This is a genomic window from Microbacterium oryzae (genome assembly GCF_030406385.1).
Classification (GTDB): domain Bacteria; phylum Actinomycetota; class Actinomycetes; order Actinomycetales; family Microbacteriaceae; genus Microbacterium; species Microbacterium oryzae_A.
In genome coordinates, this window is record NZ_JAUEPM010000002.1 from 322,736 (window position 1) to 348,418 (window position 25,683).

Annotated in this window: 25 protein-coding genes; 8 read left to right on the forward strand and 17 right to left on the reverse strand. The window is 72.4% G+C overall.

Annotated elements, in window-relative coordinates; genetic code table 11:
- Positions 1-85: 85 nt before the first annotated feature.
- From QWJ90_RS05505 to QWJ90_RS05515, 3 genes are read right to left on the reverse strand one after another with little or no spacing between them, the layout of a single operon-like run.
- Positions 86-1,750 (reverse strand): ABC-F family ATP-binding cassette domain-containing protein, encoded by a 1,665-nt coding sequence (locus QWJ90_RS05505; protein ID WP_290106684.1) that lies wholly within the window; start codon positions 1,748-1,750, stop codon positions 86-88.
- A gap of 47 nt (positions 1,751-1,797) precedes the next feature.
- Complete coding sequence (locus tag QWJ90_RS05510; RefSeq protein ID WP_290106685.1) at positions 1,798-2,475, reverse strand: DUF6766 family protein; 678 nt, start codon at positions 2,473-2,475, stop codon at positions 1,798-1,800.
- Positions 2,476-2,490: 15 nt separating this feature from the next.
- On the reverse strand, positions 2,491-2,622 hold the full coding sequence (locus tag QWJ90_RS05515) for a hypothetical protein (protein ID WP_290106686.1): 132 nt from the start codon (positions 2,620-2,622) through the stop codon (positions 2,491-2,493).
- Positions 2,623-2,817: 195 nt separating this feature from the next.
- Here QWJ90_RS05515 and QWJ90_RS05520 point away from each other — a divergent pair, with 195 nt between their 5' ends.
- Positions 2,818-3,246: an SRPBCC family protein gene (locus QWJ90_RS05520; protein WP_290106687.1), complete on the forward strand. Its 429-nt coding sequence runs from the start codon at positions 2,818-2,820 to the stop codon at positions 3,244-3,246.
- 60 nt (positions 3,247-3,306) lie between these two features.
- The gene (locus QWJ90_RS05525; protein WP_156242138.1) at positions 3,307-3,633 is read left to right on the forward strand and encodes a DUF7882 family protein; all 327 of its coding nucleotides are present in this window, start codon (positions 3,307-3,309) and stop codon (positions 3,631-3,633) included.
- Positions 3,634-3,682: 49 nt separating this feature from the next.
- Here the strand turns inward: QWJ90_RS05525 and QWJ90_RS05530 are convergent, their stop codons facing one another.
- Positions 3,683-3,988 carry a DUF7882 family protein gene (locus tag QWJ90_RS05530; protein WP_290106688.1) on the reverse strand — a complete coding sequence of 102 codons (306 nt, stop codon included), beginning with the start codon at positions 3,986-3,988 and terminating at the stop codon, positions 3,683-3,685.
- Between the two features lie 69 nt (positions 3,989-4,057).
- Here QWJ90_RS05530 and QWJ90_RS05535 point away from each other — a divergent pair, with 69 nt between their 5' ends.
- The 3 genes from QWJ90_RS05535 (at position 4,058) to QWJ90_RS05545 (ending at position 6,139) form a co-directional block, all read left to right on the forward strand.
- Complete coding sequence (locus tag QWJ90_RS05535; RefSeq protein ID WP_290106689.1) at positions 4,058-4,771, forward strand: GTP pyrophosphokinase; 714 nt, start codon at positions 4,058-4,060, stop codon at positions 4,769-4,771.
- 22 nt (positions 4,772-4,793) lie between these two features.
- A complete protein-coding gene (locus QWJ90_RS05540) occupies positions 4,794-5,270 on the forward strand; it encodes a glutaminase (RefSeq protein WP_290106690.1) in 477 nt (158 codons plus the stop codon).
- A gap of 65 nt (positions 5,271-5,335) precedes the next feature.
- Positions 5,336-6,139, forward strand: coding sequence for a tryptophan-rich sensory protein (locus QWJ90_RS05545; RefSeq protein ID WP_290106691.1), 804 nt, complete (start codon positions 5,336-5,338; stop codon positions 6,137-6,139).
- Between the two features lie 5 nt (positions 6,140-6,144).
- Here the strand turns inward: QWJ90_RS05545 and QWJ90_RS05550 are convergent, their stop codons facing one another.
- Positions 6,145-6,861: a LysR substrate-binding domain-containing protein gene (locus tag QWJ90_RS05550; RefSeq protein WP_290106692.1), complete on the reverse strand. Its 717-nt coding sequence runs from the start codon at positions 6,859-6,861 to the stop codon at positions 6,145-6,147.
- Between the two features lie 188 nt (positions 6,862-7,049).
- Here QWJ90_RS05550 and QWJ90_RS05555 point away from each other — a divergent pair, with 188 nt between their 5' ends.
- A complete protein-coding gene (locus QWJ90_RS05555; protein ID WP_290106693.1) occupies positions 7,050-7,457 on the forward strand; it encodes a transferase in 408 nt (135 codons plus the stop codon).
- A gap of 77 nt (positions 7,458-7,534) precedes the next feature.
- Here the strand turns inward: QWJ90_RS05555 and QWJ90_RS05560 are convergent, their stop codons facing one another.
- From QWJ90_RS05560 to QWJ90_RS05580, 5 genes are all read right to left on the reverse strand, one after another.
- Positions 7,535-8,308, reverse strand: a complete 774-nt coding sequence (locus QWJ90_RS05560; protein WP_290106694.1) for a DNA-formamidopyrimidine glycosylase family protein — start codon at positions 8,306-8,308, stop codon at positions 7,535-7,537.
- A gap of 1 nt (position 8,309) precedes the next feature.
- On the reverse strand, positions 8,310-12,932 hold the full coding sequence (locus QWJ90_RS05565; protein ID WP_290106695.1) for an ATP-dependent helicase: 4,623 nt from the start codon (positions 12,930-12,932) through the stop codon (positions 8,310-8,312).
- Positions 12,933-13,124: 192 nt separating this feature from the next.
- Entirely contained in the window at positions 13,125-14,867 is a 1,743-nt protein-coding gene (locus tag QWJ90_RS05570; protein WP_290106696.1) for an ABC-F family ATP-binding cassette domain-containing protein, read from the reverse strand.
- Positions 14,868-15,170: 303 nt separating this feature from the next.
- Positions 15,171-15,587, reverse strand: a complete 417-nt coding sequence (locus QWJ90_RS05575) for a hypothetical protein (protein ID WP_290106697.1) — start codon at positions 15,585-15,587, stop codon at positions 15,171-15,173.
- Between the two features lie 11 nt (positions 15,588-15,598).
- Complete coding sequence (locus QWJ90_RS05580; protein WP_290106698.1) at positions 15,599-16,306, reverse strand: alpha/beta hydrolase; 708 nt, start codon at positions 16,304-16,306, stop codon at positions 15,599-15,601.
- Between the two features lie 87 nt (positions 16,307-16,393).
- Here QWJ90_RS05580 and QWJ90_RS05585 point away from each other — a divergent pair, with 87 nt between their 5' ends.
- Together QWJ90_RS05585 and QWJ90_RS05590 are read left to right on the forward strand one after the other, a co-directional pair.
- Complete coding sequence (locus QWJ90_RS05585; RefSeq protein WP_156242125.1) at positions 16,394-17,017, forward strand: NUDIX hydrolase family protein; 624 nt, start codon at positions 16,394-16,396, stop codon at positions 17,015-17,017.
- 130 nt (positions 17,018-17,147) lie between these two features.
- Positions 17,148-18,050, forward strand: a complete 903-nt coding sequence (locus tag QWJ90_RS05590) for a sulfite exporter TauE/SafE family protein (RefSeq protein ID WP_290106699.1) — start codon at positions 17,148-17,150, stop codon at positions 18,048-18,050.
- A 100-nt stretch (positions 18,051-18,150) separates the two neighbouring features.
- Here the strand turns inward: QWJ90_RS05590 and fdxA are convergent, their stop codons facing one another.
- From fdxA to QWJ90_RS05625, 7 genes are read right to left on the reverse strand one after another with little or no spacing between them, the layout of a single operon-like run.
- Positions 18,151-18,471, reverse strand: coding sequence for a ferredoxin (fdxA, locus tag QWJ90_RS05595; RefSeq protein ID WP_156242123.1), 321 nt, complete (start codon positions 18,469-18,471; stop codon positions 18,151-18,153).
- On the reverse strand, positions 18,468-19,814 hold the full coding sequence (locus QWJ90_RS05600; protein ID WP_290106700.1) for an FAD-dependent oxidoreductase: 1,347 nt from the start codon (positions 19,812-19,814) through the stop codon (positions 18,468-18,470). The genes fdxA and QWJ90_RS05600 overlap by 4 nt, the downstream gene beginning before the upstream one ends.
- Entirely contained in the window at positions 19,811-20,605 is a 795-nt protein-coding gene (gene cobA, locus QWJ90_RS05605) for a uroporphyrinogen-III C-methyltransferase (RefSeq protein WP_354670417.1), read from the reverse strand. Before cobA ends, QWJ90_RS05600 begins: the two co-directional genes overlap by 4 nt.
- Positions 20,598-21,950, reverse strand: a complete 1,353-nt coding sequence (locus tag QWJ90_RS05610) for a sulfate adenylyltransferase subunit 1 (protein WP_290106701.1) — start codon at positions 21,948-21,950, stop codon at positions 20,598-20,600. The genes cobA and QWJ90_RS05610 overlap by 8 nt, the downstream gene beginning before the upstream one ends.
- Positions 21,950-22,927, reverse strand: coding sequence for a sulfate adenylyltransferase subunit CysD (cysD, locus tag QWJ90_RS05615; protein WP_290106702.1), 978 nt, complete (start codon positions 22,925-22,927; stop codon positions 21,950-21,952). The genes QWJ90_RS05610 and cysD overlap by 1 nt, the downstream gene beginning before the upstream one ends.
- Positions 22,924-23,667 (reverse strand): phosphoadenylyl-sulfate reductase, encoded by a 744-nt coding sequence (locus QWJ90_RS05620; RefSeq protein ID WP_290106703.1) that lies wholly within the window; start codon positions 23,665-23,667, stop codon positions 22,924-22,926. The genes cysD and QWJ90_RS05620 overlap by 4 nt, the downstream gene beginning before the upstream one ends.
- Positions 23,664-25,409, reverse strand: coding sequence for a nitrite/sulfite reductase (locus QWJ90_RS05625; protein ID WP_290106704.1), 1,746 nt, complete (start codon positions 25,407-25,409; stop codon positions 23,664-23,666). Before QWJ90_RS05625 ends, QWJ90_RS05620 begins: the two co-directional genes overlap by 4 nt.
- Between the last annotated feature and the right edge of the window lie 274 nt (positions 25,410-25,683).

Below are 25,683 nucleotides of genomic sequence, written 5' to 3' on the forward strand. Positions count from 1 at the left end.
TCCTCCCGACGGCCTGATGGGGCCGAAGGTAGGACTGCGCGGGACTGCTCGGGAGGCGCTTGACAGAAGCGCTCGACCGTCGCCGTCAGAGCTCGCGGACGCTGCCCGCCTCGACGCTCCAGCGCCGCTCGATGCGCACGTTCTCCAGCATGCGGCGGTCGTGCGTGACCAGAAGCAGGGTGCCCTCGTAGCTCTCCAGCGCCTGCTCCAGCTGCTCGATCGCGACGACGTCGAGGTGGTTCGTCGGCTCGTCGAGCACGAGGAGGTTCACACCCGTGGCCTGCAGCACCGCGAGGCCCGCGCGGGTGCGCTCGCCGGGGGAGAGCTCGCCCACGGGCCGCCCCACGTGCTCGGCCTTGAGGCCGAACTTCGCCAGCAGCGTGCGCACCTCGGCCGGCGGCAGCTCGGGCACGATCTCCTCGAATCGCCGTGCGAGCGGCTCGTCGCCCACGAGCAGCGAGCGCGCCTGGTCGATCTCGCCGATGCGCACGCTGGCCCCGAGGCTCGAGGTGCCCTCGTCGGGCGTGCGGCGCCCGAGGAGAACCGCGAGGAGGGTGGACTTGCCGGCGCCGTTCGGCCCTGTGATCCCGATGCGGTCGCCGACGTTCACCTGCAGCGAGACCGGCCCGAGGGTGAAGCCGCCCTGGCGGACGACGGCGCCCGACAGCGTGGACACGACCGTGCTCGAGCGCGGAGCGGCGCCGATCGTGAACTGCAGCTGCCACTCCTTGCGGGGCTCCTCGACCTCGTCGAGGCGCGCGATGCGGCTCTCCATCTGCCGCACCTTCTGCGCCTGCTTCTCCGACGACTCGGTCGCGGCCCTCCGGCGGATCTTGTCGCTGTCGGGAGACTTCCGCATCGCATTGCGCACACCCTGGCTCGACCATTCGCGCTGGGTGCGCGCGCGGGACACGAGGTCGGCCTTCTTGTCGGCGAACTCGTCGTACGCCTCGCGCGCGTGCCGCCGTGCGGTCGCGCGCTCTTCGAGGTACGCCTCGTAGCCGCCGCCGTAGACGCGGTTGGACGACTGCGCGAGGTCGAGCTCCAGCACGCGGGTGACGCAGCGTGCGAGGAACTCGCGGTCGTGGCTCACGAGCACGACGCCGCCGCGCACCCCCCGGACGAACGACTCCAGGCGCTCGAGCCCGTCGAGGTCGAGGTCGTTGGTGGGCTCGTCGAGGAGCGCGATGTCGAACCGCGACAGCAGCAGCGCGGCGAGTCCCACGCGAGCCGCCTGCCCGCCCGACAGCGACGTCATCATCGTCTCCTGGGCGCCCGCGGCGTCGAGGTCGAGGCCGAGGTCGGCGAGCACCGCGGGGATGCGCTCCTCGAGGTCGGCGGCACCGCTCGCGAGCCACCGGTCGAGGGCCCGCGCGTAGAGGTCGTCGGCGGCCACTCCCGCCGGTGCGAGCGAGGGGTCGGCGAGGGCGGCCGCGGCGCCGTCGAGGTCGGCGCTCGCCGCGGCGCACCCGGTCCGGCGCGCGATGTAGGCGGCGACGCTCTCGCCGGCGACGCGCTCGTGCTCCTGCGGCAGGTAGCCCACGAACGCATCGGATGGCGCGAGCGAGACCGTGCCGTCCTGCGGCTCGAGCACGCCGCCGAGGATGCGCAGGAGGGTGGACTTGCCGGCGCCGTTGGCGCCGACGACGCCCACCACGTCGCCCGGGGAGACGGTGAGGTCCACCGATGAGAAGAGCGTGCGGTGGCCGTATCCGCCGGCGAGACCGCCGGCCACGAGGGTCGCGGTCATCCGGCCATCCTCTCAGACCGCCTCCGAGCGCATTCCGCGAGCGGCGCTCAGTCGGATTCGACCGACGTCTCCGAGTGAGGCAGCCCGAGGGGCTTCGACTCCGCCGAGCCGCGCTGGCGGAGGTAGATCGAGAACGCGATCATGCAGCCCACCGCGAGGAACTCGGACTGCCAGTTCTGCAGGGTGCGATTCCAGAACTCGGGGCTGGCGACGTAGTCCAGCCACGTCTGCGGCGCCTCGCCGTGGTGAGCCGCCTCGTCGTTCGCGACCACGAGTCCGGCCAGGGACTGCGCGAACCACGACAGGGCGAAGATCGCACCCATCCAGATGAGGAGGGAGTTCCCGTAGAGCGAGCGCCGCCATCCGCTCGCCCGCGCCCATCGCGGCGAATCGGGGCGGGCGTAGCGGCCGGCCAGCTGATCCTCGTCGTCGCCGCGACCCTCGTCATCGGGCTGCTTGGACTCGGGCGATCCCCGCTGCACGAGCCACACCGTGGCGAGGATGAAGACGAAGAACTGCAGGAACTCGCTCTGCCAGTTCTCCGCGACATCCACCACGAACGCGGATGACGTCACGAACTCGCCGAGGGAGACCTCCGGCCGGCCGTGGCGGAGCAGCTCCTCGTTGTTGTCGGCGTGCCCGACGAAGGCCTGCGCGACGAGCGTCGCGAGGAAGATGCCGAGGAAGAGCAGCGAGAGGGCGTTGTCTCGGATGAACGCGCGCATGAGGACCGGCCCGGCTCAGCGTCCCGCGAGTGGCAGGACGATCATCACCGCGAGGCCGACGCCGACGATCGCGGCCCAGGACCAGAACATGACGCGCATGCCGACGGTCTCGTCGTCGTCGGATGCGGAGCGAGGCTTCGCGGACATGCCGCCAGGCTAGGCGGGGCCGTCCCGCTGGCGCCCGGGTCTTGACGGACCTGCGGCCCGGAGAGTAGGCATCGCGCACCCATGCGGTTACAGGGTGACGTTCCGTCCGTCAACCCGTGTACTCCGGAGGAAGGCCTGCCTACCGTTGGCGCAGGCGGGGTCGACTCGTCGAGACCCGCGGGAAGGAAGATCGCCATGGTCACGTCGCTCGTTGCCGAGATCGAGGTCGACGCGCCCATCGGCGAGGTCTATCAGCAGTGGACGCAGGTGGAGAGCTTTCCCGAGTACCTCGGGGCGGTGTGGTCGGTGCTTCCGATCGACCGGGTCCGATCGCGCTGGGCGGTGAACCTCGACGGCTTCACCGAGGAGTTCTACGCCGACATCGTCGAGCAGACTCCCGAACGTCGCATCGAATGGCAGAGCACCGACGGCGTCTTCCATCGGGGGCTCGTCGAACTCGCGGAAGCGGGCGAGGGCACGCATGTGACCCTGCGGATGGAGTGGGAGCCCGAGGGGATGCTGGAGTCGTTCGGGGCGTCGGTGGGGGTGGACCCCCGGCAGGCGGAGCAGGACCTCGAGCGGTTCAAGCAGTTCATGGAGACGCGGCGCTCTTCGGTGACGTGACGTGACGAGATGGCCTCTCCGCTACACCTGTTCGGCGTGTATTGCGGCTAAGCTCTGCCCGTGGGCAAATTCATCTACGGACTCGGCGGCGACTCGGTCGAACTCGATGATCGCACGCTTGCGCACCTGCGCATCGTCGTCATGAACAAGCTCCGTCGCTCTGAGCCCTTCATGTTCGACGCCTCGCTCGGCGAGGGCACCGGACGCCGCAGCTTCTGGCTGCACCCGGCGGTCCCCCTCCAGTTCCAGTTCTCCGGCGGGCGCTCACCGCGCCTGAACCGCCTGTGGCTCGACGAGCTCATGAAGGCGGCCAGCGGCCCCTCCGGTCTCACGATCATGCCCGAGCCGACGGAGCCCGTCGAGGCACCCGCGGCCGACCCGGTCTGACCCGACACGCGGACGATTCGAGGCGCGTCTCCGACGATCGTCGGAAGAATCATTCCGTCTCGTCGTCCTCCACCTGCTCCTTCACGAGGGTGATCCCGCCGAGGGCGTTGGCCGACTGAGCCAGCTCCTCGAGCCACGCGCGGTTGAGGGCCGGCGCCTCCTCGGTCTCGAAGACGAACCGCAGCGGGATCGCCGGATGCACCCACAGCGTGCTGCGCCCGTGCGCGTGGCTCCACGAGACGGAGAAGCTCTCGCCGCGGCGGAGCTTGCTGATGATGACGACCTTCAGGTGCGCCAGTGCGCGGTCCTCGATGTGTACCGCCGTGGCAGCCGCGCCATAGTGGAGAGTGCCCATGGCGCTCACAGTAGCCCGGAAGCGCCGCCCTCACAGGATCCCCATAGCGCGTTCTCCTAGCGTGAGGGCATGAGCTCGATCCCCGTCGACGACGACATGCTCGAGCAGGCGCGCGCCATGCGCGACGAGATGCAACGGTTCCTCAACGAATACCGCTTCGGCATGCGCGAGATCGAGACGAAGCTCTCCATCCTGCGCGAGGACTTCGAGCAGCAGCACTCCTACAACCCGATCGAGCACGTCTCCAGCCGCCTCAAGACGCTCGACAGCATCGCCGAGAAGGCCGACCGCAAGGGGATCGAGCCGACGATCGAGGCCATCCGCTCGCAGCTTCTCGACATCGCGGGCGTCCGCGTCACCTGCAGCTTCGTCACCGACGCGTACCGGCTGTTCCATCTGCTCGCGGGCCAGGACGACGTGACCGTCGTCCAGGTCAAGGACTACATCGCGCACCCGAAGCCCAACGGCTACAAGAGCCTGCATGCGATCGTGGAGGTGCCCGTGTTCCTCTCGACGGGGACGGTGCCGGTGCCCGTCGAGGTGCAGTTCCGCACGATCGCCATGGACTTCTGGGCGAGCCTCGAGCACAAGATCTACTACAAGTACGCCAGTCAGGTGCCCGCCCGCCTCACCGACAGCCTGCGGGACGCCGCGCTCACCGCCGCCGAGCTCGACGACCGGATGGAGCGGCTCCACCGCGAGCTGCACGGCGAGCGCCCGGCGCCGATCGCTCCGCTGCAGCTGCTGGCGCGCTCGGACGACGAGAGCCCGACCCCGGCGTAGCCGCGGGCCGTAGGGTGGGCCCGTGGACGATCTGCACGGGCTGCTGGCCGACGCGCGCTCGCGCCTGGCCGCTCGGCCGCGCGAGGGCCTCGGCGAGCTGCGTCGCCCGGGCCGCCTGCGCGGCGCGCTCGGCGGGCGGCCCCGCGTCGTTCGGGTCGGCGAGGCGTGGCACCTGGGCGTGCTCCTGCTCACGGACAACGCGCTCCTCGCGACCGGGACCATCCTGCGCGCGGCCGAGGAGGTGCGACGCGGCTACGCGGCGGAGTCGCAGCGGCAGCGCGCCGAGGTGCGGGCCGCGGCGTTCCGCGGCGGCTTCGCGGAGGGCGAGACGCTGCACCTCGACTGGACGCCCATCGAGGTCGACGCGGTCGCCCGCGGCGAGGCGGACGGCCCGCTCTCCTGGCAGGACGGTGTTCTGATGGTGAGGTGGTCGCCGGCGGGCTTCCTGCGGCCGCTCGCGCCGTATCTCGCGGAGCAGATCGAGCTCCTGAGCGGCTAGCGATCTCGCCGCCGGTGTCTGTCAAGCCCCGGATTCCGCGCCCGCGCCGAAGTTAGCGTGGGCGCATGGACACCACGCGGCAGACCGGAGGGCGGGACATCCTGCGGCAGGTCGCCGTGATCTCCGCCACCTGCTTCATGCTCGTCGCGGCCATGGTCGGCGTGGGTCTCTTCGGCGGAACGGCGGTGCAGGACCTTCAAGGCGGCGCGCTCGACGCCGACGCCTCCTATCTCGCCCCGGCCCGTCCCGCCTTCTCCATCTGGACTCCGATCTACGTCGGCCTGGTGCTGTACGCGATCTGGCAGGCGCTGCCGGGCCAGCGCGCGAGGAGCCGGCAGCGTGCGATCGGGTGGTGGATCGCCGCTTCTGAGGTGCTCAACGGCTGCTGGCTGCTCGCGGCGCAGTTCCTGAATCTCCCCGCCACCGTGGCGGTCATCTTCGCCCTCGCCGCCGTGCTCGCCGTGACCTTCCGGGCCGCCGTGCGCGCGCCGGGCGACGGCGTCGCCTCGGCGGTGCTCATCGACGGCGTCACCGGCCTGCACCTCGGCTGGGTCACGCTCGCGACGGTGGCGAACACCGCTGCCTGGCTCACGCAGACGGCGCCCGCCGACTGGGCCGACGCCGCGGCGGTGTTCGGCATCGCCGTGCTCGCGGTCGTCGCGCTGATCGGTGTCGCCCTCGGATGGCGGGGACGCGGCCGGCTGGCACCGGCTCTCGCACTCGCGTGGGGGCTCTCGTGGCTGGCGGTGGGGCGCCTGTCGGAGGAGCCCGCGAGCGCGGCCATCGGCGGCACGGCGGTCGCGGTGGCCGTCGTCGTGCTCGTCGCTGCCGTCGTGTTCCGCCTGACCCGGGGAGCGCGGCGCGCATGAACGCGTCAGCGCGAGGAGTTCGCCGTCCGACCGCGGAGGATGCCCACGAAGTCCTGCACATCCTCGGAGTCGTGCTCACGCAGCCACGCGAAGGCGACTGGGGCGACCGGGCCGCCGACGAGCGGGCGGTACGTGACGTCCCGCCGGTGATGCAGCCGGGCGAGCGACATGGGCACGACGGTGACGCCCACGCCGGTGGCGACCGTGGCGATCGCGTCTTCGGTGGTCTCCGGCGCATCGAACACGGGCGGGATGGTGCCGGGCAGGGCGAGCGGCCCGAGGACGTCGTCCTTCGGCACGATGAGCACCGACCCCGCGAGCTCCGGCGCCTCGAGCTCGTCGACGACCGTGAGGTCGGAGTCGCTCGAGACGACCACGACGGGCACCTCGTCGTACATCGCGATGACATGGAGCCCGTCTTCCTCGAGCGGACGGCGCACGATCGCGGCGTCGACGCGGCCCTCGTCGAGAGCGGCGCGCTGCTCGGCGACGACGAGCGGCACGAGCTCGAGCTGCACGTGCGGCTTCCGCTCGTGCCAGCGATCCACCCAGCGGCCCGGCGTCGCGCCCGGGATCACGCCCAGGCGGAAGGTGCGCGGCTGCTCGACGGGTCCGGGAGCGGGACGCTTGACGTCCGCGCGTCTCGGGGTCGTGCTGCGCGTCGTCTTCCGCGGCTGCCGCGGGCCCCCACCGCGGGGTGCAGATGCCTTGCGGTGCGCCATCCCGTCAGCCTACGCGCGCGGGCGCCCGCGGGCGATCCGCCCAACCGAAACCGCCGATAACAACCAGAACGCCTCCGTCGAGACGGGGACACCGAGCGGCAGCGAGATTGTTCATTCACGGGAATACCTTCCCGGGGTGATGCGTTGTCTCAGGTGTCCGGCCTCGCCCGGGGCCGCAGAAGGGCATCGTGGGTAAGAACTACATCGACATCGAGAATGACCACGGCGAGCAGCTGCGCTATCGCAAGCATGTGAACGGACGTGGACTGATCGCCACCGGTGCGAAGGTCCATCCCGACGCGCGTGTGGAAGCGGGCGCTTATGTCGAACCGGGGGCGCGGATCTCCGCGGGAGCGCGCGTCGCGAGCGGCGCGTGGATCGACTCCAACGCGCTCATCGGGCCGAAGGCGACGATCGAAGCCGGAGCGCACATCGGCCCCGGCGCGATGATCGGCGCGAGCGCTCACATCGGAGTCCGCACCAACGTGGGGGAGGGCGCGCGTGTCGCACCCGGATCCCGCGTCGGCGACGACGAGACCATCCGCGACGGCATGGCTGTCACCACCGACCGCAAGGGCTTCCTGCTCGCAGCATGAAGCCTCGACGGCCCCGGCACCGCCGGGGCCGTCGTTCTGTCTCGGGGCGAGTGCCGGTGCGCCTCGGTGCGGACGGGTCAGCTCTGGCAGACCGGACACCAGAACGCGAGCCGCTCCTTCGTCGGGTCCGCGCCGAGATGGGTCATCCGGATGAGCGTGCCGCAGCGCCGGCAGGGCTTGCGCTCGCGTCCGTAGACCCACATCCCCTGGCCTGGGCGCGCGTCGCCGGTGAAGGTGCGCTTCCGCTCCTCGACGTTGCGGCGGATGGTCCGCGCCCCCAGCGCGACGAGCGCCGCCGTGTCCACCTCCGCCATCGGGCGCGTGGGCAGCACGCCGCGGAGGAACAGGATCTCGTTCACGAAGACCGTGCCGAACCCGGCGACGTTCCGCTGATCCAGGAGCGCCACGTGCGCCGCGCGCGTGTCTGCGGCGAGGCGTCGCGCGGCCTCGTCCGGATTCCAGTCGGGCCCGAGGGGATCGGGACCGAGGTAGCCGACGGCCTGCTCCTCGTCGCGCGTGCGCAGCAGCTCGACGACGCCGAGCTCGAAGCCGACCGCCTCCACCCGCTCGGCGGCGACGATCGCCCGCGCCTGGTACGCCGGGCGGCGCCAGCGCGCGCCGTCGACGTACACGTGCCACTCGCCCTCCATGCGCAGGTGCGTGTGGAGGGTGTAGTCGCCGATGCGGTGCAGGAGATGCTTGCCGCGCGCGATGACGTCGTGCACGGTCTCACCGCGGAGGTCAGCGGTCGCCGCCTGCGACACCCGGAGATCGAAGCGCGTGACGACGCGACCGGCGAGCGCCGTGTTCAGCCGGCGTGCGGCGCGGTGGACGGTATCGCCCTCGGGCATGTCAGCCCCGCTCCTTGCGCAGGGTGAGGCCCTTCGTCGTCTCGACGAAGCCCGCTGCCCGCAGCGCGCGGCCGAGGGCGGTGCCGAAGACGAACTCGCCGTTGACCTGCTCCACCGTCAGCGTCTCCAGGCGTCGAGCACGGGCGGTGGCGACGAGGTCCGCGCACGCGGCGGCGAGACGCTCCTCGTCGTCGACGAACTGCAGCACCGTCCGGCCGCCGCGCTCGAGGTACAGGACGAGCTCGCCGTCGATGAGCACGACGAGGCCGCCCGCCTTGCGTCCGGGACGATGCTTCACCTGCTCGAGTGCGGGCCATCCGAGAGCCGCCCCGTAGGGGTTGGCGGGGTCGGTCGCGGCGAGCGTGAGGGCGCGCAGGGGCGCGGGGTCCGGCACGGACGCGAACTGCCGCAGGCGGTCGATGGTGGCGGAGGCTGCGAACTGCGCGGCGCCCAGCTGCTCGATGAGGTAGCCGCGCCGGCAGTGCCCGGCCTGCTCGAACCCGGCGAGGATGCGGTACGCCTGCGCGAAGCCGCCCGGCACCTGCTCGCCCTGCACCGAGCCGCGCGTGACGACGCCGTACCGGTCGAGGAGGAGTGACGCGCTCGCCGTGGCGCGGACGGCGGCGTCGGGCTCGGGGACGGGGAGCAGCGACCAGCGCCCGCCCAGCGCGGGTGGGCGGGGCGGCGCGGCCATCGCCGTCGGCCGCAGCGTCACGCCGCGGTACATCCGCGCGCGCGGCGTGCGCCGGGCGACCTTGTGGCTCTGGGAGCCCCCGCCGAGCAGCGTCCGCAGCGGGGCGAAGGTGTCGTTCGTCACGCGCCCCGACCAGACGAGGTTCCACAGCGCCGCGATGACGGCCTGCTCGTTCTCGGCGCCGGTCGCCTCCCGCAGCTGGCTGGCGAAGTACGCGCCGCCGCCGGTGAGCGCCGCGACGAGCTGCGCCTCGAGCGACCCCTCGGCGAGCTCGCCCTCGGGGTCGGGGGCCGTGAACGGCACGGCGTCCGCGGGGTGCAGTGCGACCCAGCCATCCCGCCCGGGCAGTGAGCCGTGGCCGGACCAGACGACCTCGCCCGTCGCCGTCAGCTCGTCGAGCATCGCCGGGGTGTAGTCGCGCACGCGGGAGGGGAGGACGAGCGACTCCCACGCGCTCGCGGGGATCGGCACGCCGGCGAGCTGATCGATGACCGCCGCGACGCCGTCGATGCCCTCGAGCGGACGCGTGACGTGCTGCCAGTCGGGCAGGAAGCGCGCGAACGCGTCGGGCGGCACCGGCTCGACGCTGCCGCGCAGCGCGGCGAGCGAGCGCATGCGGATGCGCCGCAGCGCCTCCGCGTCGCACCACTCCACCTCGTCTGACAGCGGCATGCCGTCGCGCTCGGGGAGGAAGAAGCCGCTGGAGAGCCGCCCCTGCGCCTCGAGGCGCTGCAGCGTGTGCCGGGCGACGGCCGCGCCGATGCCGAGCCGCGTCGCGACGGCCTCGGTGGTGAACGGCCCGTGCGTGCGGGCGTAGCGCGACACGAGATCGGCGAGCGGATCGGCGAGCGGCTCCAGGAACGCCACCGGCACCCCGACGGGGAGTGCGGTGCCGAGGGCGTCGCGCAGGCGACCGGCATCCTCGATCGCGGCGAACCGGTCGGCTCCGGCCAACGAGACTCGGATCGCGCGGCGCGCGTCGACGAGGGCGGTCAGGTGAGCGGATGCCGCTACCTCGAGAGCCGCGGCGTCGCGCCCGGTGCCGCTCGCGCCATCCGGCGCCTCGAGGCGTTCGGCCACCTCGGCGACGCTCAGCGGACCGAGGACGCGGAGGAGGTCGGCGACGCCCTCGAGCCCGCGAGCGTGACGGCCGGGGTCGAGTCGCTGGACTTCGCGCTCGTACTGGGCGAGGACATCGGGATCGAGGAGCTCGCGCATCTCGACCTTGCCCAGCAGCTCGCCGAGGAGCGCGGGGTCGACGGAGAGCGCGGCCGCGCGGCGCTCGGCGAGGGGCGAGTCGCCCTCGTACATGAAGGCGCCCACGTAGCCGAAGAGCAGCTCGCGCGCGAAGGGCGATGGCTGCGAGGGCTCGGTCTCGACGAGACGAATGCGGCGCTCGCCGATGCCGCGCGCGACGCGGAGGAGGGCGGGAAGATCGTAGACGTCCTGGAGGACCTCGCGCAGCGTCTCGAGGATGATCGGGAAGGTCGGATGGCGCTTGGCGACTTCGAGGAGGGCGGCCGACCGCTGGCGCTGCTGCCACAGGGGCATGCGCTTGCCGGGGTTGAGGCGCGGCATGAGGAGCGCACGCGCCGCGCACTCGCGGAAGCGCGAGGCGAACAGGGCCGACCCGCCGACCTCGTCGGTGACGATCTGCTCGAGCTCGTCGGGGTCGAAGACGAACAGTTCGGCGCCGGGCGGCTCGGCCTCGGTGTCAGGGATGCGCGCGATGATGCCGTCATCGCTCGCGACCGCCGACCCCTCGACGCCCAGTCGCTCGCGGATGCGCGCGTTGACGGCCAGCGCCCACGGCGAGTGCACGTGCATGCCGTAGGGGGAATGCAGGATGATGCGCCAGTCGCCGACCTCGTCGCGCCCGCGCTCGACGGTGAGGGTCCGGTCGGTCGGCAGCGTGCCGGTGGACTCGCGCTGCTCGGAGAGGTAGGCGACGAGGTTCGCACGCGCCTTCTCATCCAGGCCGGCGTCGATGAGCCGCTGCTCCGCCTTCTCCGAGGCGCCGCTCGTGAGCTCGCGCGAGAACCTGCCCAGCGCCTCCCCGAGCTCGGCAGGGCGACCCAGGCCATCCCCGTGCCAGAACGGCACCTTGCCCGGCTGGCCGAAGGCGGGCAGCACGTTGACGCGGTCGTGCGTGATCTCGACGATGCGCCAGCTCGTCGTGCCGAGCGTGAAGACATCGTTGACCCGTGACTCGTAGACCATCTCCTCGTCGAGCTCGCCGACGCGCGCGTTCGCCGTCTCGCCGGCGACGAAGACGCCGAAGAGACCGCGGTCGGGGATGGTCCCGCCGCTCGTGACGGCGAGTCGCTGCGAGCCGGGGCGGCCGGTGAGCGTGCCGGCGTCGCGGTCCCAGACGAGGCGCGGGCGCAGCTCGGCGAACTCGTCGGAGGGGTAGCGGCCGGCGAGCAGGTCGAGCGTCGCCTCGAACGCGCTGCGAGGGAGGGTGCGGAACGGGGCGCTGCGGCGCACCGTCTCGTACCAGCGCTCGACCTCGATCTCGCCGAGCGCGGATGCCGCCACGGTCTGCTGCGCGAGGATGTCGAGCGGGTTCTGCGGCACGGCGATCGCCTCGATCTGCCCGTGCAGCATCCGCTCGGTGACGATGGCGGTGTGCAGCACGTCGCCGCGGTGCTTGGGGAAGAGCGCGGCGCGGCTGATCTCGCCGACCTGGTGCCCCGCTCGGCCCACGCGCTGCAGGCCGCTGGCGGCGCTCGGCGGTGCCTCGACCTGGATGACGAGATCGACGGCGCCCATGTCGATGCCGAGCTCGAGGCTGCTTGTCGCGACCACGCACCGGAGGACGCCCGACTTCAACTCCTCCTCCACGATCGCGCGCTGGTCCTTCGAGACCGAGCCGTGGTGCGCCTTGGCGAGCACGGGCTCGGCACCCGCCGTGTGCGCGGCCTGCGCCATCATCGCGGCGGGGATGGACGGCTCGGGCGGGGCCATCCCCAGCCGCTCGGCGTAGATCTCGTTGAGGCGGCCGGTGAGGCGCTCGGCGAGCCGGCGGGAGTTCGCGAACACGATCGTGGAGCGGCGTTCGAGGACCCGGTCGACGATGGCCTCCTCGACGTGCGGCCAGATCGACCCTGTGATCTCGGTCGTCTCGGGGAGGAACCAGCCCTCGCCATCCGCGTCGCCGTCGGTCGGCGGGGGAGCCGCGGGGCCGACGGGCGGCGGGTTCTGCATGTCGTCGATCGGCACCGTCACGGTGAGCTCGAACGTCTTCGACGCCTTCGGCGCGACGATCTCGACGGGCGCGGAGCCGCCGAGGAAGCGCGCGACCTCGTCGATGGGGCGGACGGTCGCGGAGAGCCCGATGCGCTGCGCGGGCTCGTCGAGGAGGTCGTCGAGGCGCTCGAGGCTGACCGCGAGGTGGGCACCGCGCTTGGTGGCGGCGACCGCGTGCACCTCGTCGACGATGACCGTGCGCACGCCGCGCAGCGTCTCGCGGGCCTGGCTCGTGAGCATGAGGTAGAGCGACTCGGGCGTCGTGATGAGCACGTCCGGCGGGTGGCGGACGAGGCGCTGACGGTCGGATGACGGGGTGTCGCCGGAGCGGACGCCGACGCTCACATCCGGTGCGGCGACGCCGAGCCGGCGCGCGGCCTGGTTGATGCCCACGAGCGGCGAGCGCAGGTTGCGCTCGACGTCGACGCCCAGGGCCTTGAGCGGCGAGATGTAGAGGATGCGGGTGCGCTCGCCGTCGTCCTGCGTCTTCTCGCGGAACACCTGGTCGATGGCCCAGAGGAACGCGGACAGGGTCTTGCCGGATCCGGTGGGCGCCACGACGAGCGCGTGCCGCCCCTTCGAGATCGCGTCCCACGCGCCGCGCTGGGCGTCGGTAGGTGCGGCGAATGCGCCGCGGAACCACTCCCGCGTCGCCTCTCCGAATCGGTCCAGGACGTCCACGTGACCATCCTCTCGCGCACCACCGACATCCGGCTCGGATGGCAGCGGGTTCGCGGCTGGGTTCGAAGCTGGTTTCGGTCGGCATCGGGGAGGAGATGTGCATTCGGGAGGAGAGGGTGTGGAGATTCCCTCCCCCCGAGTGCACATCTCCTCCCGGACGGCCGGGCAGTGCGGGGCGAGGTGCCCCGCTCCTTACCCGGGCACGCGCTCCGACAGCGCGCCGTCGCGCAGCTCGAGCACGAGGTCCGGTGCGAGCCGGGCGAGGAACGCCTCGTCGTGACTCACGACGAGCACGGCACCCCGATACGCCCGCAGCGCCTCGAGCAGCTGCTCGGCGGTGTCGATGTCGAGGTTGTTCGTCGGCTCGTCGAGGATGAGCAGCTGCGGCGGCGGGTCGGCGAGCAGCAGGCGGGCCAGGGCGACGCGGAAGCGCTCGCCCCCGGAGAGAGTCCGCACGGGGCGGTCGACCGTCGCGCCGCGCAGGAGGAACCGCGCGAGCCGGTTGCGCAGCTCGCGATCCGGCGTATGCGGCGCGGCTGCCCGCGCGGCCTCGAGCACGGTCGCGTCCTCGTCGAGCCCGTCGACCCGCTGCGGGAGGTAGCCGACGTGCTCGACGTGGAGCTCGGCGACCGGCGCCTCGTTCGGTGGTGCCGAAGTGCGGGATAGAGCGCTCATATCGCCACTTCCGCACTGCCGAAGCCGAGGCCCGCCGCTCGGTGGTGCCGATGTGGGCGAAAGCGGGCTCATATCCGCAGTTCCGCACTGCCGGACCGCGGCGGGCTCGAGCGTGGCGGCACGCCCGTCCCCGTCTCCGAGCAGCGATCGCAGCAGCGTCGACTTCCCGGATCCGTTCGGGCCGATGAGGGCCACGCGCTCGGCACCCTGCATGACCCACGCGCGCTCGCCGCTGCGGAGCGTCGCGATCCGGCGCCCGGACGAGACGCCCGGGTCCGGCAGGTCGATCCGCACCGTGTCGTCCTCGCGGAGGCGGCTCCCGGCGGCATCCCGAGCCTCACGAGCGGCGGACTCCTTCTCGCGCATCTCGGTGCTGAGGCGTCCGGCCGACACCTCCGCGGCCATCCGCCGGCCGTGCGCGACGATCTTCGGCACGCGCTTCTCGGCCTCGGCCTTCCGGGCCGTGCGGGCGCGCCGAGCGAGCTTCACCTCGGCCTCCACGCGCTGGCGCTTCTCCTTCTTGAGTGCCCTGTCCGCGTCGCGCTCGGCCTGCGCGGCGGCCTCCTGCTCGCCGTCGAGCCACGCCCGCCACCGCGAGTACGCCCCGCCGAACACCGACAGCTCGCTGCCGTAGAGCTCGGCGGTGTCGTCCATCAGCTCCAGCAGCGCGAGGTCGTGCGAGACGACCACGAGGGCACCGCGCCACGTCCGCACCATGTGGTGCAGGCGCAGCCGCGCGTCATGGTCGAGGTTGTTCGTCGGCTCGTCGAGCAGCGTGATCGACGCCGACCGCAGTCGGATGCCCGCGATCGCCACGAGCACCGCCTCGCCGCCGGAGAGCGTGCCGACGGTGCGGTCGAGCGCGTCGGGCGGGAGGCCCGCGTCGGCGAGCGCGACGTGCGCGCGGGCCTCGACGTCCCAGTCGTCGCCGACGGCGTCGAAGTGCGCGGGGTCGACGTCGCCGGACTCGATGGCGCGCAGCGCGGCGAGCGCGCGGCCGACGCCGAGCAGGTCGGCCACGGGGCGGTCGACGTCGAGCGTGAGCCGCTGCGGCAGGTAGGCGACGTCGCCGTCGCGCGCGATGTATCCGGCGGTCGGCGTGAGTTCGCCGGCCGCCAGGCGCAGCAGCGTGGACTTGCCGGATCCGTTGCGGCCGACGAGGCCGGTGCGGCCGGCGCCGAATGTGCCGCTGACGTCGGACAGCGCGGCCGAGCCGTCGGGCCAGGTGAAGAACAGGTGATCGAAAGTGAGCGCGGGCATGAGTGCCTCCGGTGTGCGAGTGGGAATGCACTGACACCGGACGCGCGCCGATGACGGCGGGCGGCTCGCGGCGGGCCTGCGATCAGACCGGCCGGAATGCTCCGAGGGGAAGCGGCGAGCGTCGACGGTTCAGCGCGTGAGCGCGTGAGCGTCGATCAGCTTCAACGGCTTCTCCAGACCTCGGGAACAGGACGCCGACCACTGTACCCGGATGGCCGCGGTCGCGGAAGAGGAGTCGCCTCGACCCGGAAGAGGGAGGACGGCCCAACGCCTGGCCCGGCCGTCGATCGAGGATGCCCGCGGTCAGAGCTCCTCGAGACCGCCCGCCCGCTTCCGGTCGGCGGTCCGCCCGCCCCACCAGGACACGAGCGACAGCACGGCAGCCGCCGCCGCGAGCCACAGCCGAGGGCGAGCCGCGCCCGCCCGGGCGAGGCCGTCATGCAGGCGCGCGTCCAGGGCCTCGCCGAGCTCCGCGAACCCGAGCACCGCACCCGCCGCACCGGTGACGATCCCGGCGCGCGCGGCGGGTGGGACGGTGACCTCGTCGCTGCGGAGCGCGGTCCAGGTGACCCATGCCGTGAGCACGGCGACCACGCCCCGGTAGGCGGCGCGCCGCCCGACCGTGAGCCTGCGCGGGTCGATGAGCGTGAGTCCTGCCGTGAGCGCCGTCGAGACGAGCCCGTTCGCGACGCTGTTCACGTCGTTCAGCTGTGCCAGCACCCCGCGGGTCCTCATGACTGCTCGCCACCGATCCGGGTGTCGATCGGAGGCACCCGCTGGACAGCACCCGGCGGGCTCTTCACCTCCGCGTGCTTCAGCAGGAACATCGACAGGTCGTCGAGCTCGCCGGGCGCCACCGCGTGCCCGAGCCCCGGGTAGATCCGCCCCACGAGATCGGCATGCCGCGGCAGCCAGTCGGTCGTGTGCACGACGAGCGCCTCGGGGATCACGGTGTCGAGCGTGCCGCGGCCCCAGAACACGGGCGGACGGCGCTCGGCGAGCGACGCGTCGCCCTCGAGCTCGCCCGGCGTCGCGTACCCGGAGAGGTTGGCGCAGAACGCGAACCGCTCGGGTGCGAGTCGCATCGCCTGCAGCGCGATGGCGCCGCCCTGCGAGAAGCCGATCAGTCCCACGGTCGGGTCTCCGCCGACCGCCTGCGCGAGCCACTCCAGGAACCGGCGCGCGCCATCCGTCGTTCTCGCCGCATCGCGGCTCTCGAGCCCCTCGATCGGATACCAGGCGTACCCCGGCTGCGGCCAGGGCATGCCGAGCGGCGCGCGCACGGCGGCGTAGACGAAGGCGTCGGGCAGCTGCCCCGCGAGGGCGAAGAGGTCGCGCTCGTCGGCGCCGTATCCGTGCAGCAGCACGACCACGGGGCGCCCATCGCGGGGGCCCGACCAGCGCACGGCGGCATCGTCCAGGGGAGGCGTCGCTTCCATGCCTCCATCGTGGCGCACACCGCGGACATCCGCCCCGGCCCGCCCCGCCGTGCGGGGATTCCGTGGGGGAGGGGGTAGAAAGGACGCATGCCGGTCCGCACGCCTGACCCCGATCCCGAAGAGCTCCCCGACGAGCCGCGGCTGCCATCCGACCTGGGTGCCAGCGGCATCGGAGCGGTGCCGGGCGGGTCGTCGAACCCCGGATGGCTGAGCGAGTTCGAGCTCGAGTCCGTCCGCCGCCGGCTGCCGATGCTGTACGTCGAGGCGGTCCCGGTGCGCACGGATGGCGTGGGCCAGGTGACCGACGTCGGCATCCTGCTGCGCTCGACGAGCATGGGCGACCTCAAGCGCACCATCGTCTCCGGCCGCGTGCGGTACGGCGAGACCGTGCGCGACGCCCTCTTCCGCCACCTCGAGAACGACCTCGGGCCGATGGCGTTCCCGCTGCTGCCGCCGCAGCCCACGCCGTTCACGGTCGCGGAGTACTTCCCGATTCCCGGTGTGACGGCGTTCCACGACGACCGGCAGCACGCGGTGTCGCTCGCGTTCGTCGTGCCGGTCACGGGCACGTGCGAGCCGCGCCAGGACGCGCTCGAGGTGACGTGGATGCCGCCCGAGGAGGCGGCGTCCGATACGCTCGCCGCCGAGATGGAGGGCGGCCGCGGCTCCCTCATCCGGATGGCGCTGGCCTCGGTCGGCGCTCTGCGGTAACGGACGCAGGGCCCGCTGCGCGCGGCGACTGTTTCCTCGCGTGACGGGGCGTTTCGCCGCGTGACGGGGGATGACGGGCGGGACGTAACGTCTTACCGGGCGGAGGCCATCCGCCCCTAGCGTCGTCGGCATGCAGACACTCGTCCTCCTCGCCCTGATCGGCTTCGCAGCTCAGCTCGTCGACGGGGCGCTGGGGATGGCGTACGGCGTGACGTCGACGACGCTGCTGCTGACGGTGGGCGCCGCGCCCGCCGCGGCCAGCGCCTCGGTGCACCTCGCGGAGATCGGGACGACCCTTGCGTCCGGGATCGCCCACTGGCGATTCGGCAACGTCGACTGGCGCACGGTGCTGAAGATCGGCGTGCCGGGAGCGGTCGGGGCGTTCGCCGGCGCGACGTTCCTGTCGGGGCTGTCGACGGAGGCCGCCGCGCCGATCACGTCGGGGATCCTCCTCGCGCTGGGGTCGTACATCCTCGTGCGGTTCACGGTGCGCGGGCTGCCGCGACGGCGCGGGGACAGGCCGCTGCCGCTGGGGTTCCTCGCGCCGCTCGGCCTGGTCGGCGGCTTCCTCGACGCCTCGGGTGGCGGCGGATGGGGCCCCGTCGGCACGCCGGCCCTCCTCTCGAGCGGGCGCCTCGAGCCGCGGAAGGTCATCGGGACGATCGACACGAGCGAGTTCCTCGTCGCGATCGCCGCGTCGGCCGGGTTCCTCGTGGGGCTCGGCGCCGGTGGCTTCGACCTCGGCTGGGTGCTGACGCTGCTGATCGGCGGGGTGGCGGCGGCGCCGCTCGCGGCCTGGCTCGTGCGGAAGCTCCCCGCCCGCGTCCTCGGCTCGCTGGTCGGGGGCCTCATCGTGCTCACCAACACGCGGACGCTGCTGCGCGCGACGGGCGTCGGCGACACGGTCGTCGGATGGTCGCTCATCGCGATCGCGCTGGTATGGGCCGCCGCGGTCGGATGGTCGCTCCGTGCGCACCGCATCGAGCGTCGCGGGGCGCCGGCGGCGGTGCAGCCCGCGCTCGTGGGGGAGTAGGGAGCCCGGGCCTGCGTTCCGCCCGCGCGCGGGACGCACGCCGCAGGCCCCGGGCCGAAGAGCCCGGGGCCTGCCGTCGTGCGGGAGAGGAAGCCCGCGCCTACTCGCCCTGCGGGGGGAGCGACGCCACGACCGGATGGTCCTTCGCGATCACGCCGACCTTGGATGCGCCGCCAGGCGATCCGATGTCGTCGAAGAACTCGACGTTCGCCTTGTAGTAGTCCTGCCACTCGTCCGGCAGGTCGTCCTCGTAGTAGATCGCCTCGACCGGGCACACCGGCTCGCAGGCGCCGCAGTCCACGCACTCATCCGGGTGGATGTACAGCGACCGCTCGCCCTCGTAGATGCAGTCCACCGGGCACTCATCGATGCAGGCGCGGTCCTTGACGTCCACGCAGGGCAGGGCGATGACGTACGTCATGAGCGAGCGAGCGCGTCGGCGCGCGAGATCTCGACCTGGTCCTCGCGCGGCACGACCTTCACGCGCTCGCGCTGGTGACGGTGCGTCTCGCCGAGGCCGCGCTCGTGCGCGTCGAGGGCGAGCCAGCCGTCCCAGGTCGTGTACGCCACGTCGCGCTCATCGAGCAGCGCGACGACATCGGCGGTCGCGGGGGTCGGCAGCGCGTCGGCCGCGGCGTCCTCGACGAGGTGCTCCACGGTCTCCATGGCGTCGGACTTGGTGTGCCCGATGAGCCCGACGGGTCCGCGCTTGATCCACCCGGTCGCATAGAGCCCTGGCTGCACGCGGCCCTCGACGTTCGGAATCACGCCGCGGGCGGCGTCGAACGGCGCACCCTCGACGCGCGTGCCGTAGTATCCGACCGCGCGGTAGATCGCCTGCAGGGGGTACTCCGCGAACTCTCCGGTGCCGACGACCCGCCCATCCTCGACGCGCGTGCGCTCGAAGCGCATCCCCTCGACGCGCTCGTCGCCGAGCACCTCGACGGGCGCGTGCCAGAAGTGCAGGTGCAGGCGACGGAAGGCTCCGGTCGACCCGCGTCCGAGCCACGACTTCATGGTCCGCAGCATGATCTTCATCTGGTTGTTCGGCGCCGCAGCGGGGTCGACGCCCTCGAAGTCCGCCTCGTCGAGCACGATGTCGACGCCGCGCACCTCGCCGAGCTCGCGCAGCTCGATGGGCGTGAACTTGATGTCAGCGGGTCCGCGGCGTCCGAAGACGTGCACGTCGGTGACGGCGGAGCCCTCGAGGCCCTCGAGCACGTTGTCGGGCACCTCGGTCGAGCGGAGGTCCTCGGGCAGCTTCGCGAGCACGCGGGCGACGTCGAGCGCGACGTTGCCGTTGCCGATCACGGCGACCTGCTGCGCGTCGAGCGGCCAGGTGCGCGGCACGTCGGGGTGCCCGTCGAACCAGGCCACGAAATCGGCCGCTCCGTGCGAGCCGGTCTTCTCGATCCCCGGGATGCCCAGAGCGGCATCGCGGATGGCCCCCGTCGCCAGGATGACGGCGTGGTACCTCTCCTGCAGCTCGTCGAGCGAGACGTCGCGTCCGACCTCGACGTTGCCGATGAAGCGGATGCGACCCGAGTCGAGCATCTCGTGCAGCGAGTTGACGATGCCCTTGATGCGCGGATGGTCGGGGGCGACTCCGTAGCGGATGAGCCCGTAGGGCGCGGGGAGCGACTCGAGCAGGTCGATCGACACCGATCCTCCGGCCTCCGCCACGGCGTTCGCGAGGAGGTTTCCGGCGTAGATCCCGGCGGGGCCGGCGCCGACGATCGCGACGCGCAGGTTGTCGAGGCTCACAGGGCTGCCTTTCGTTCGGAGTCGTCGTGCAGGGCGTCGACGAGCTCGGCTGGTGCATACGGGCTCACGGTCACCACGTCGCCGATCACGACGACGGCCGGGTTGCGGACCTTGCGCTCCGCCGCCTGGTACGCGATGGTCTGCAGGGTGCCGAAGGTGACGCGCTGACGGGGCCCATAGCCATCCTCCACGATCGCCACGGGGCAGTCGCCGCCGCGGCGGCCGGCTCCCAGGACATGCGCGGAATGCGCGAGGGTGCCCACGCCCATGAGCAGCACGACGGTGTGGTCGCGGCCGCCGCCGACGTCGGCGATCTGATCGTGCCCGGAGACGACGGTGAACGACGCCGCGAGGCCGCGCTGCGTGAGCGGGATGCTCGCGACCGCCGGCACGGATGTCGCGCTCGTCACACCGGGAACGACCTCCACCTGCAGGCCGGCGGCTCGGCAGCGGAGGAGCTCCTCGCCGCCGCGCCCGAAGATGAACGGGTCGCCGCCCTTCAGCCGCACGACGTCGCGTCCGGCGAGCGCGAGCTCGACGAGCAGCTCCGAGATCGCGTCCTGCGGGACGGGGTGATGGCCGGGCGTTTTACCGACGTCGATGATCTCCGCGCGGATGGCCACGCCGTCGGCGACGAGACCGTCGAGCACGCCGCGCGCGCCCAGTCGGTCGGCGACGATGACGTCGGCGCTCTCGATCGCGCGGAGGCCGCGCAGCGTGAGCAGGCCCGCGTCGCCGGGTCCCGCGCCGACGAGGGTGACGATGCCCTCGCGGCCATCCGCCTCACTCACCGACGGTCCCCGCGGCGATGGTGTGGCCATCCGTCGGCCGGATGACGAGGAACGAGCCGGACTGCCGGGACACGCGGTAGGGCTCGAGCGGCAGGGCCTCGGCGAGGCGGATGCGCGCACGGCCGATCTCGTTGGCGTTCAGCCGATCGGCGGGCACGTGCGCGAGCGAGTCGAGGTCGCGTCGCTCGAGGATCTCCTCGACGATCGCCTGGACCGTCTTCGTGCCGTGCTTGACGAGCACGCGCGCGCCCTGGATGAGCGGGCGCTCGTCGAGGAGGAACAGCTGCGCGTCGATCTCGCGGGCGAGCTCGGGCGCCGCCTCCTCCGCGACGAGCACGCTGCCGCGCGCGGCGTCGACGTCGTCGGCGAGGCGGATGGCGACGGACTGTCCGGCCGAGGCGATCTCGACCTCGGTGCCGGCGATCTCCACGGCCGTGACGGTCGTGACGATGTCGGTCGGCAGCACGCGCACGCGGTCGCCGGGGCGGACGACGCCGGATGCGATCCGCCCGGCCGACGCCCGGTAGTCGCGCAGGCGCTCCACCGCGCCGGGGTCGGCCGCGACCACGTCGGGCGACAGCCCGCCCTGCGGGCGCAGCACGAGCTGCACGGGGAGGCGGAACGGCTCGAGCCCGCGCTCCTCCGCGTCGGCGCCCGGCAGCTCCTCGAGGAGCTGCAGCAGCGACGGCCCGGTGTACCAGGGCGTGCGCGGTGAGCGCTCGACGATGTTGTCGCCCTCGAGCGCCGACACCGGCAGCACGTGCACGTCGGCGATGCCGAGCTCGGCCGTCACCTCGCGCACCTGCTGCGCCACGGGTGCGAACGCGTCCTCCGCATAGTCGAGGAGGTCGATCTTGTTCACGGCGACGATGACGTGCGGCACCCGCAGGAGCGCCGTCACCGCGAGGTGGCGCCGCGTCTGCTCGAGCACGCCCTTGCGTCCGTCGATGAGCACCACGACGGCGTCGGCGGTCGTCGCGCCGGTGACCATGTTGCGCGTGTACTGCACGTGCCCGGGGCAGTCCGCGAGGATGAAGCTGCGCTCGGGCGTCGCGAAGTACCGGTAGGCGACATCGATCGTGATGCCCTGCTCGCGCTCGGCGCGCAGACCGTCGGTCAGCAGCGCGAAGTCGATGCCCTCGGCCCCGGCGAAGCCGCGCTCGCGGGAGGTGCGGGCGACCTGCTCGAGCTGGTCCGCCAGGATGGCCTTGGAATCGTGGAGAAGCCTGCCCACGAGGGTGGACTTGCCGTCGTCCACGGACCCCGCGGTGGCGAACCGGAACAGGGTGGAGGGCGCGAGCGCGGTGCTCGCGGCGAGCTCTGTCGTGTCGATCGTGGTGCTCATCAGAAGTATCCGTTCTTCTTGCGGTCTTCCATGGCCGCTTCGCTGATCCGGTCGTCGGCGCGGGTGGCGCCGCGCTCGGTGAGTGTGGACACGGCGACCTCGGCGACGATGTCGGCGATGCCGGCGGAGGCGGACTCGACGGCGCCCGTGCAGCTCATATCGCCCACCGTGCGGTAGCGGACGGTGCGACGCTCCACCGTCTCGTCGGGACGCGGCTCCGAGAACGCGCCCACGGCCATCCACATGCCGTCGCGGCGATACACCTCGCGCTCGTGCGCGAAGTACAGGGGCGGGAGGGCGATGCTCCCGCGCTCGATGTAGCGCCAGATGTCGAGCTCGGTCCAGTTCGAGATCGGGAAGACCCGCACGTGCTGGCCGGGAGTGTGGCGGCCGTTGTAGAGGCTCCACAGCTCGGGACGCTGGTTGCGCGGGTCCCACTGGCCGAACTCGTCGCGGAGGGAGAAGATGCGCTCCTTCGCCCTGGCCTTGTCCTCGTCGCGTCGCGCGCCGCCGAAGACCGCGTCGTGGCGTCCCGCGGCGATCGCGTCGAGAAGCGGCTGCGTCTGCAGGGGGTTGCGCGTGCCATCCGCCCGCTCGAGGAGGCGCCCGTCGTCGAGGTAGTCCTGCACGCGCGCGACCTCGAGGTGGAGGCCGAGGCGGGCCACGGTCTCATCGCGGAAGCGGATGACCTCGGGGAAGTTGTGCCCCGTATCGACGTGCAGCACCGAGAACGGCACGCGACCGGGCAGGAACGCCTTGGCCGCCAGGTGCAGCACGACGACCGAGTCCTTGCCGCCGGAGAAGAGCAGCACAGGGCGCTCGAACTCCGCGACGACCTCGCGGATGACGTGGATGGCCTCGGCCTCGAGCAGGTCGAGGGTCGACAGGCGGGCGGATGGCTCCTCGGCGGTCGGCCCCGTTTCGTCTCGCTCCGCTCGCTCAATGACCGGGAGGCTGGTGACGGTGATGTCGCTCATGTGTGGAGTCCGCATTCGGTCTTGTCGAGTCCGGCCCAGCGGCCGGAGCGGGGGTCTTCGCCCGGGGCGACGGGCTTCGTGCAGGGGCGGCATCCGATGGACGGATAGCCGAAGTCGAGCAGCAGGTTCATGGGCACGTCGTGCCGCGACGCGTACGCGCGCAGGTCCTCCCACGACCAGGCCGCCACCGGGTTCACCTTGACGAGGCCGTTCTTCGCGTCCCACGTGACGAGCGGGGTGCCCGTGCGGGTGGGCGCCTCGTCGCGGCGGACGCCCGTGAACCACACCTCGTATCCCTGGAGGGCGTCGTGGAGCGGCGCGACCTTCCGCAGGGCGCAGCAGCGGGCGGCGTCGCGGGCGAAGAGGTCGGCGCCGAGCGTCGCCTCCTGCTCCGCGACGGTCTGGTCGGGCAGCACGTCGACGATGCGCACGTCGAGCCGGCGGGCCACCTCGTCGCGTGTGGCGACGGTCTCGACGAAGTGGTAGCCGGTGTCGAGGAACAGCACGTCGACGCCGGCCAGCTGCTCGGCGACGAGGTGCGGCAGGGCCGCATCCGCCATGGAGCAGGCGACCGCGGCAGCGCCCGTGTCGAAGGTGCGGGCGACCCACTCCACCACGGCGGCGGGTGTCGCCTCGCGGTCGGTGAGGCTGCCGAGCTCGGCGGCCCCGGCCTCCGCGATGGCCTGCAGCTCGGCGGCCGAGCGGCGCGTCTGCACGCGCGGGGCGAGGCTGACCGTCATCGCAGCACCTCCTCGTCGACCCGGTGCGCCCACTGCGCGAAGCTCTCCTCGCCGACGCGGCCCTCGGCGAACCGGCTCGCGACGCGCTCGACGTAGTCCGCGATGCCGGTGGCGGAGACCTTCAATCCGCGCACGGTGCGCCCGAGGCCGGCCTCGTCGCGCTCGTTGGAGGTGAGTCCGCCGCCGAGGTGCACCTGGTAGCCGGGCACCTTGTTGCCCTCGTCGTCGGTGATGATCTGACCCTTCAACCCGATGTCGGCGGTCTGGATGCGCGCGCACGAGTTCGGGCAGCCGTTGACATGCAGGCTGAGGGGCGCGTCGAGGTCGAGGCCCGCGAGGCGCTCCTCGAGCTCGAGCACGGCCTTCCGCGCGTTCTCCTTGGTCTCGACGATGGCGAGCTTGCAGAACTCGATGCCGGTGCAGGCGATGGTGCCGCGCCGGATGAGGCTCGGCCGGGCGCTCAGCCCCAAGGCGTCGAGCCCCGCGATGAGCGGCTCCACGCGATCCTCCTCGATGTCGAGGAAGACGAGCTTCTGGTGCGGCGTCGTGCGCAGACGAGTGGATCCGTGCGCCTCGAGCAGGTCGGCAAGCGCGGTCAGCTGCTCACCCGACGTGCGCCCGACGATCGGCGTCGCGCCGACGTACCTCCGGCCATCCTTCTGCCGGTGCACGCCGACGTGGTCGCCGATCGTGAGCGGCTTGGGGGCGGCGGGGCCGTCGGCGAGGCGGTACCCGAGGTACTCGGTCTCGAGCACGTCGCGGAACTTCTCGACGCCCCAGTCCGCGAGCAGGAACTTCAGCCGCGCCTTGTTGCGCAGGCGCCGGTAGCCGTAGTCGCGGAAGATGCTGGCGACGCCATGCCAGACCTCGGCGACCTGATCGGGGGCGGCCCAGGCCCCGAGCCGCTCGCCGAGGCGCGGGACGGCCGCGAGCGCGCCGCCCACCCAGACGTCGTAGCCGACGCCGAGCTCGGGATGCGTGACGCCGACGAACGCGACGTCGTTGATCTCGTGGACGACGTCCTGGCTCGGGTGCCCCGTGATCGCGGTCTTGAACTTGCGGGGGAGGTTCGCGAGCTCCGGGTCGCCGATGAAGCGGCTCGTGATCTCGTCGATCTGCGGCGTCGGGTCGATGAGCTCGTCGGCGGCGATGCCGGCGACGGGGGAGCCGAGCACGACGCGCGGGACGTCGCCGCAGGCCTCGGTGGTCGCCAGGCCGACGGCCTCGAGGCGGCGCCAGATCTCCGGCACGTCCTCGACGCGCACCCAGTGCAGCTGGATGTTCTGCCGATCGGTGAGGTCCGCGGTGCCGCGGGCGAAGTCCGTCGAGATGCCCCCGATCGTGCGCAGCTGCTCGGTTGTCAGCTGTCCGCCGTCGATCCGGACCCGCAGCATGAAGTACTCGTCCTCGAGCTCGTGCGGTTCGAGAGTGGCGGTCTTCCCGCCGTCGATTCCGGGCTTCCGCTGGGTGTAGAGGCCCCACCACCGGAAGCGCCCGTGCAGGTCCGTCGGGTCGATGGAGGCGAACCCGCCCTGCGCGTACACGTTCTCGATGCGCTCGCGCACGTTCAGGCCGCTGTCGTCCTGCTTGAACTGCTCGTTCGCGTTCAGAGGCTCGGTGCCGTCGATCTTCCACTGGCCGTTCGGCTTGTCGGATGGCCGGGGCGGGCGGATGCGCGCACCGCGCGCCGGTGCCGCGGCCGTCGCGGCCCGCGTCTCGGTCTCGCTCTCGCTCAGGGTCATGCTCGTCTCCGCTCGCTGAATGTGGGTCGAGCCTAGGGAGCGCGTCCGGCGCCGCCGAGGGGTGCCGCAACACCCCGTCATACGTTCCGACACACGGCGTCACACACCGTCACGGGAGTACATCTGAGCCCTCGGCCGTCGTTTCGTCTCGCTTCGCTCGCTCAACGTCCGGGGTGCGACCGAGCGCCGGCGAGGGAGACGAAACGCGGTGACCGGTGTCGAGAGCCGGTGCCGTCGTTTCGTCTCGCTCCGCTCGCTCAACGTCCGGGTGGTT

Coding starts and splice junctions, on each gene's coding strand:
- QWJ90_RS05510 (WP_290106685.1), bottom strand. CDS start 2,475: ATGCGCGCGTTCATCCGAGACAACGCCCTCTCGCTGCTCTTCCTCGGC.
- QWJ90_RS05535 (WP_290106689.1), top strand. CDS start 4,058: ATGAGCTCGATCCCCGTCGACGACGACATGCTCGAGCAGGCGCGCGCC.
- QWJ90_RS05610 (WP_290106701.1), bottom strand. CDS start 21,950: ATGAGCACCACGATCGACACGACAGAGCTCGCCGCGAGCACCGCGCTC.
- QWJ90_RS05515 (WP_290106686.1), bottom strand. CDS start 2,622: ATGTCCGCGAAGCCTCGCTCCGCATCCGACGACGACGAGACCGTCGGC.
- QWJ90_RS05505 (WP_290106684.1), bottom strand. CDS start 1,750: ATGACCGCGACCCTCGTGGCCGGCGGTCTCGCCGGCGGATACGGCCAC.
- fdxA (WP_156242123.1), bottom strand. CDS start 18,471: ATGACGTACGTCATCGCCCTGCCCTGCGTGGACGTCAAGGACCGCGCC.
- QWJ90_RS05545 (WP_290106691.1), top strand. CDS start 5,336: ATGGACACCACGCGGCAGACCGGAGGGCGGGACATCCTGCGGCAGGTC.
- QWJ90_RS05585 (WP_156242125.1), top strand. CDS start 16,394: ATGCCGGTCCGCACGCCTGACCCCGATCCCGAAGAGCTCCCCGACGAG.
- QWJ90_RS05625 (WP_290106704.1), bottom strand. CDS start 25,409: ATGACCCTGAGCGAGAGCGAGACCGAGACGCGGGCCGCGACGGCCGCG.
- QWJ90_RS05560 (WP_290106694.1), bottom strand. CDS start 8,308: ATGCCCGAGGGCGATACCGTCCACCGCGCCGCACGCCGGCTGAACACG.
- cysD (WP_290106702.1), bottom strand. CDS start 22,927: ATGAGCGACATCACCGTCACCAGCCTCCCGGTCATTGAGCGAGCGGAG.
- QWJ90_RS05590 (WP_290106699.1), top strand. CDS start 17,148: ATGCAGACACTCGTCCTCCTCGCCCTGATCGGCTTCGCAGCTCAGCTC.
- QWJ90_RS05550 (WP_290106692.1), bottom strand. CDS start 6,861: ATGGCGCACCGCAAGGCATCTGCACCCCGCGGTGGGGGCCCGCGGCAG.
- QWJ90_RS05530 (WP_290106688.1), bottom strand. CDS start 3,988: ATGGGCACTCTCCACTATGGCGCGGCTGCCACGGCGGTACACATCGAG.
- QWJ90_RS05520 (WP_290106687.1), top strand. CDS start 2,818: ATGGTCACGTCGCTCGTTGCCGAGATCGAGGTCGACGCGCCCATCGGC.
- QWJ90_RS05580 (WP_290106698.1), bottom strand. CDS start 16,306: ATGGAAGCGACGCCTCCCCTGGACGATGCCGCCGTGCGCTGGTCGGGC.
- QWJ90_RS05620 (WP_290106703.1), bottom strand. CDS start 23,667: ATGACGGTCAGCCTCGCCCCGCGCGTGCAGACGCGCCGCTCGGCCGCC.
- QWJ90_RS05570 (WP_290106696.1), bottom strand. CDS start 14,867: ATGCCCGCGCTCACTTTCGATCACCTGTTCTTCACCTGGCCCGACGGC.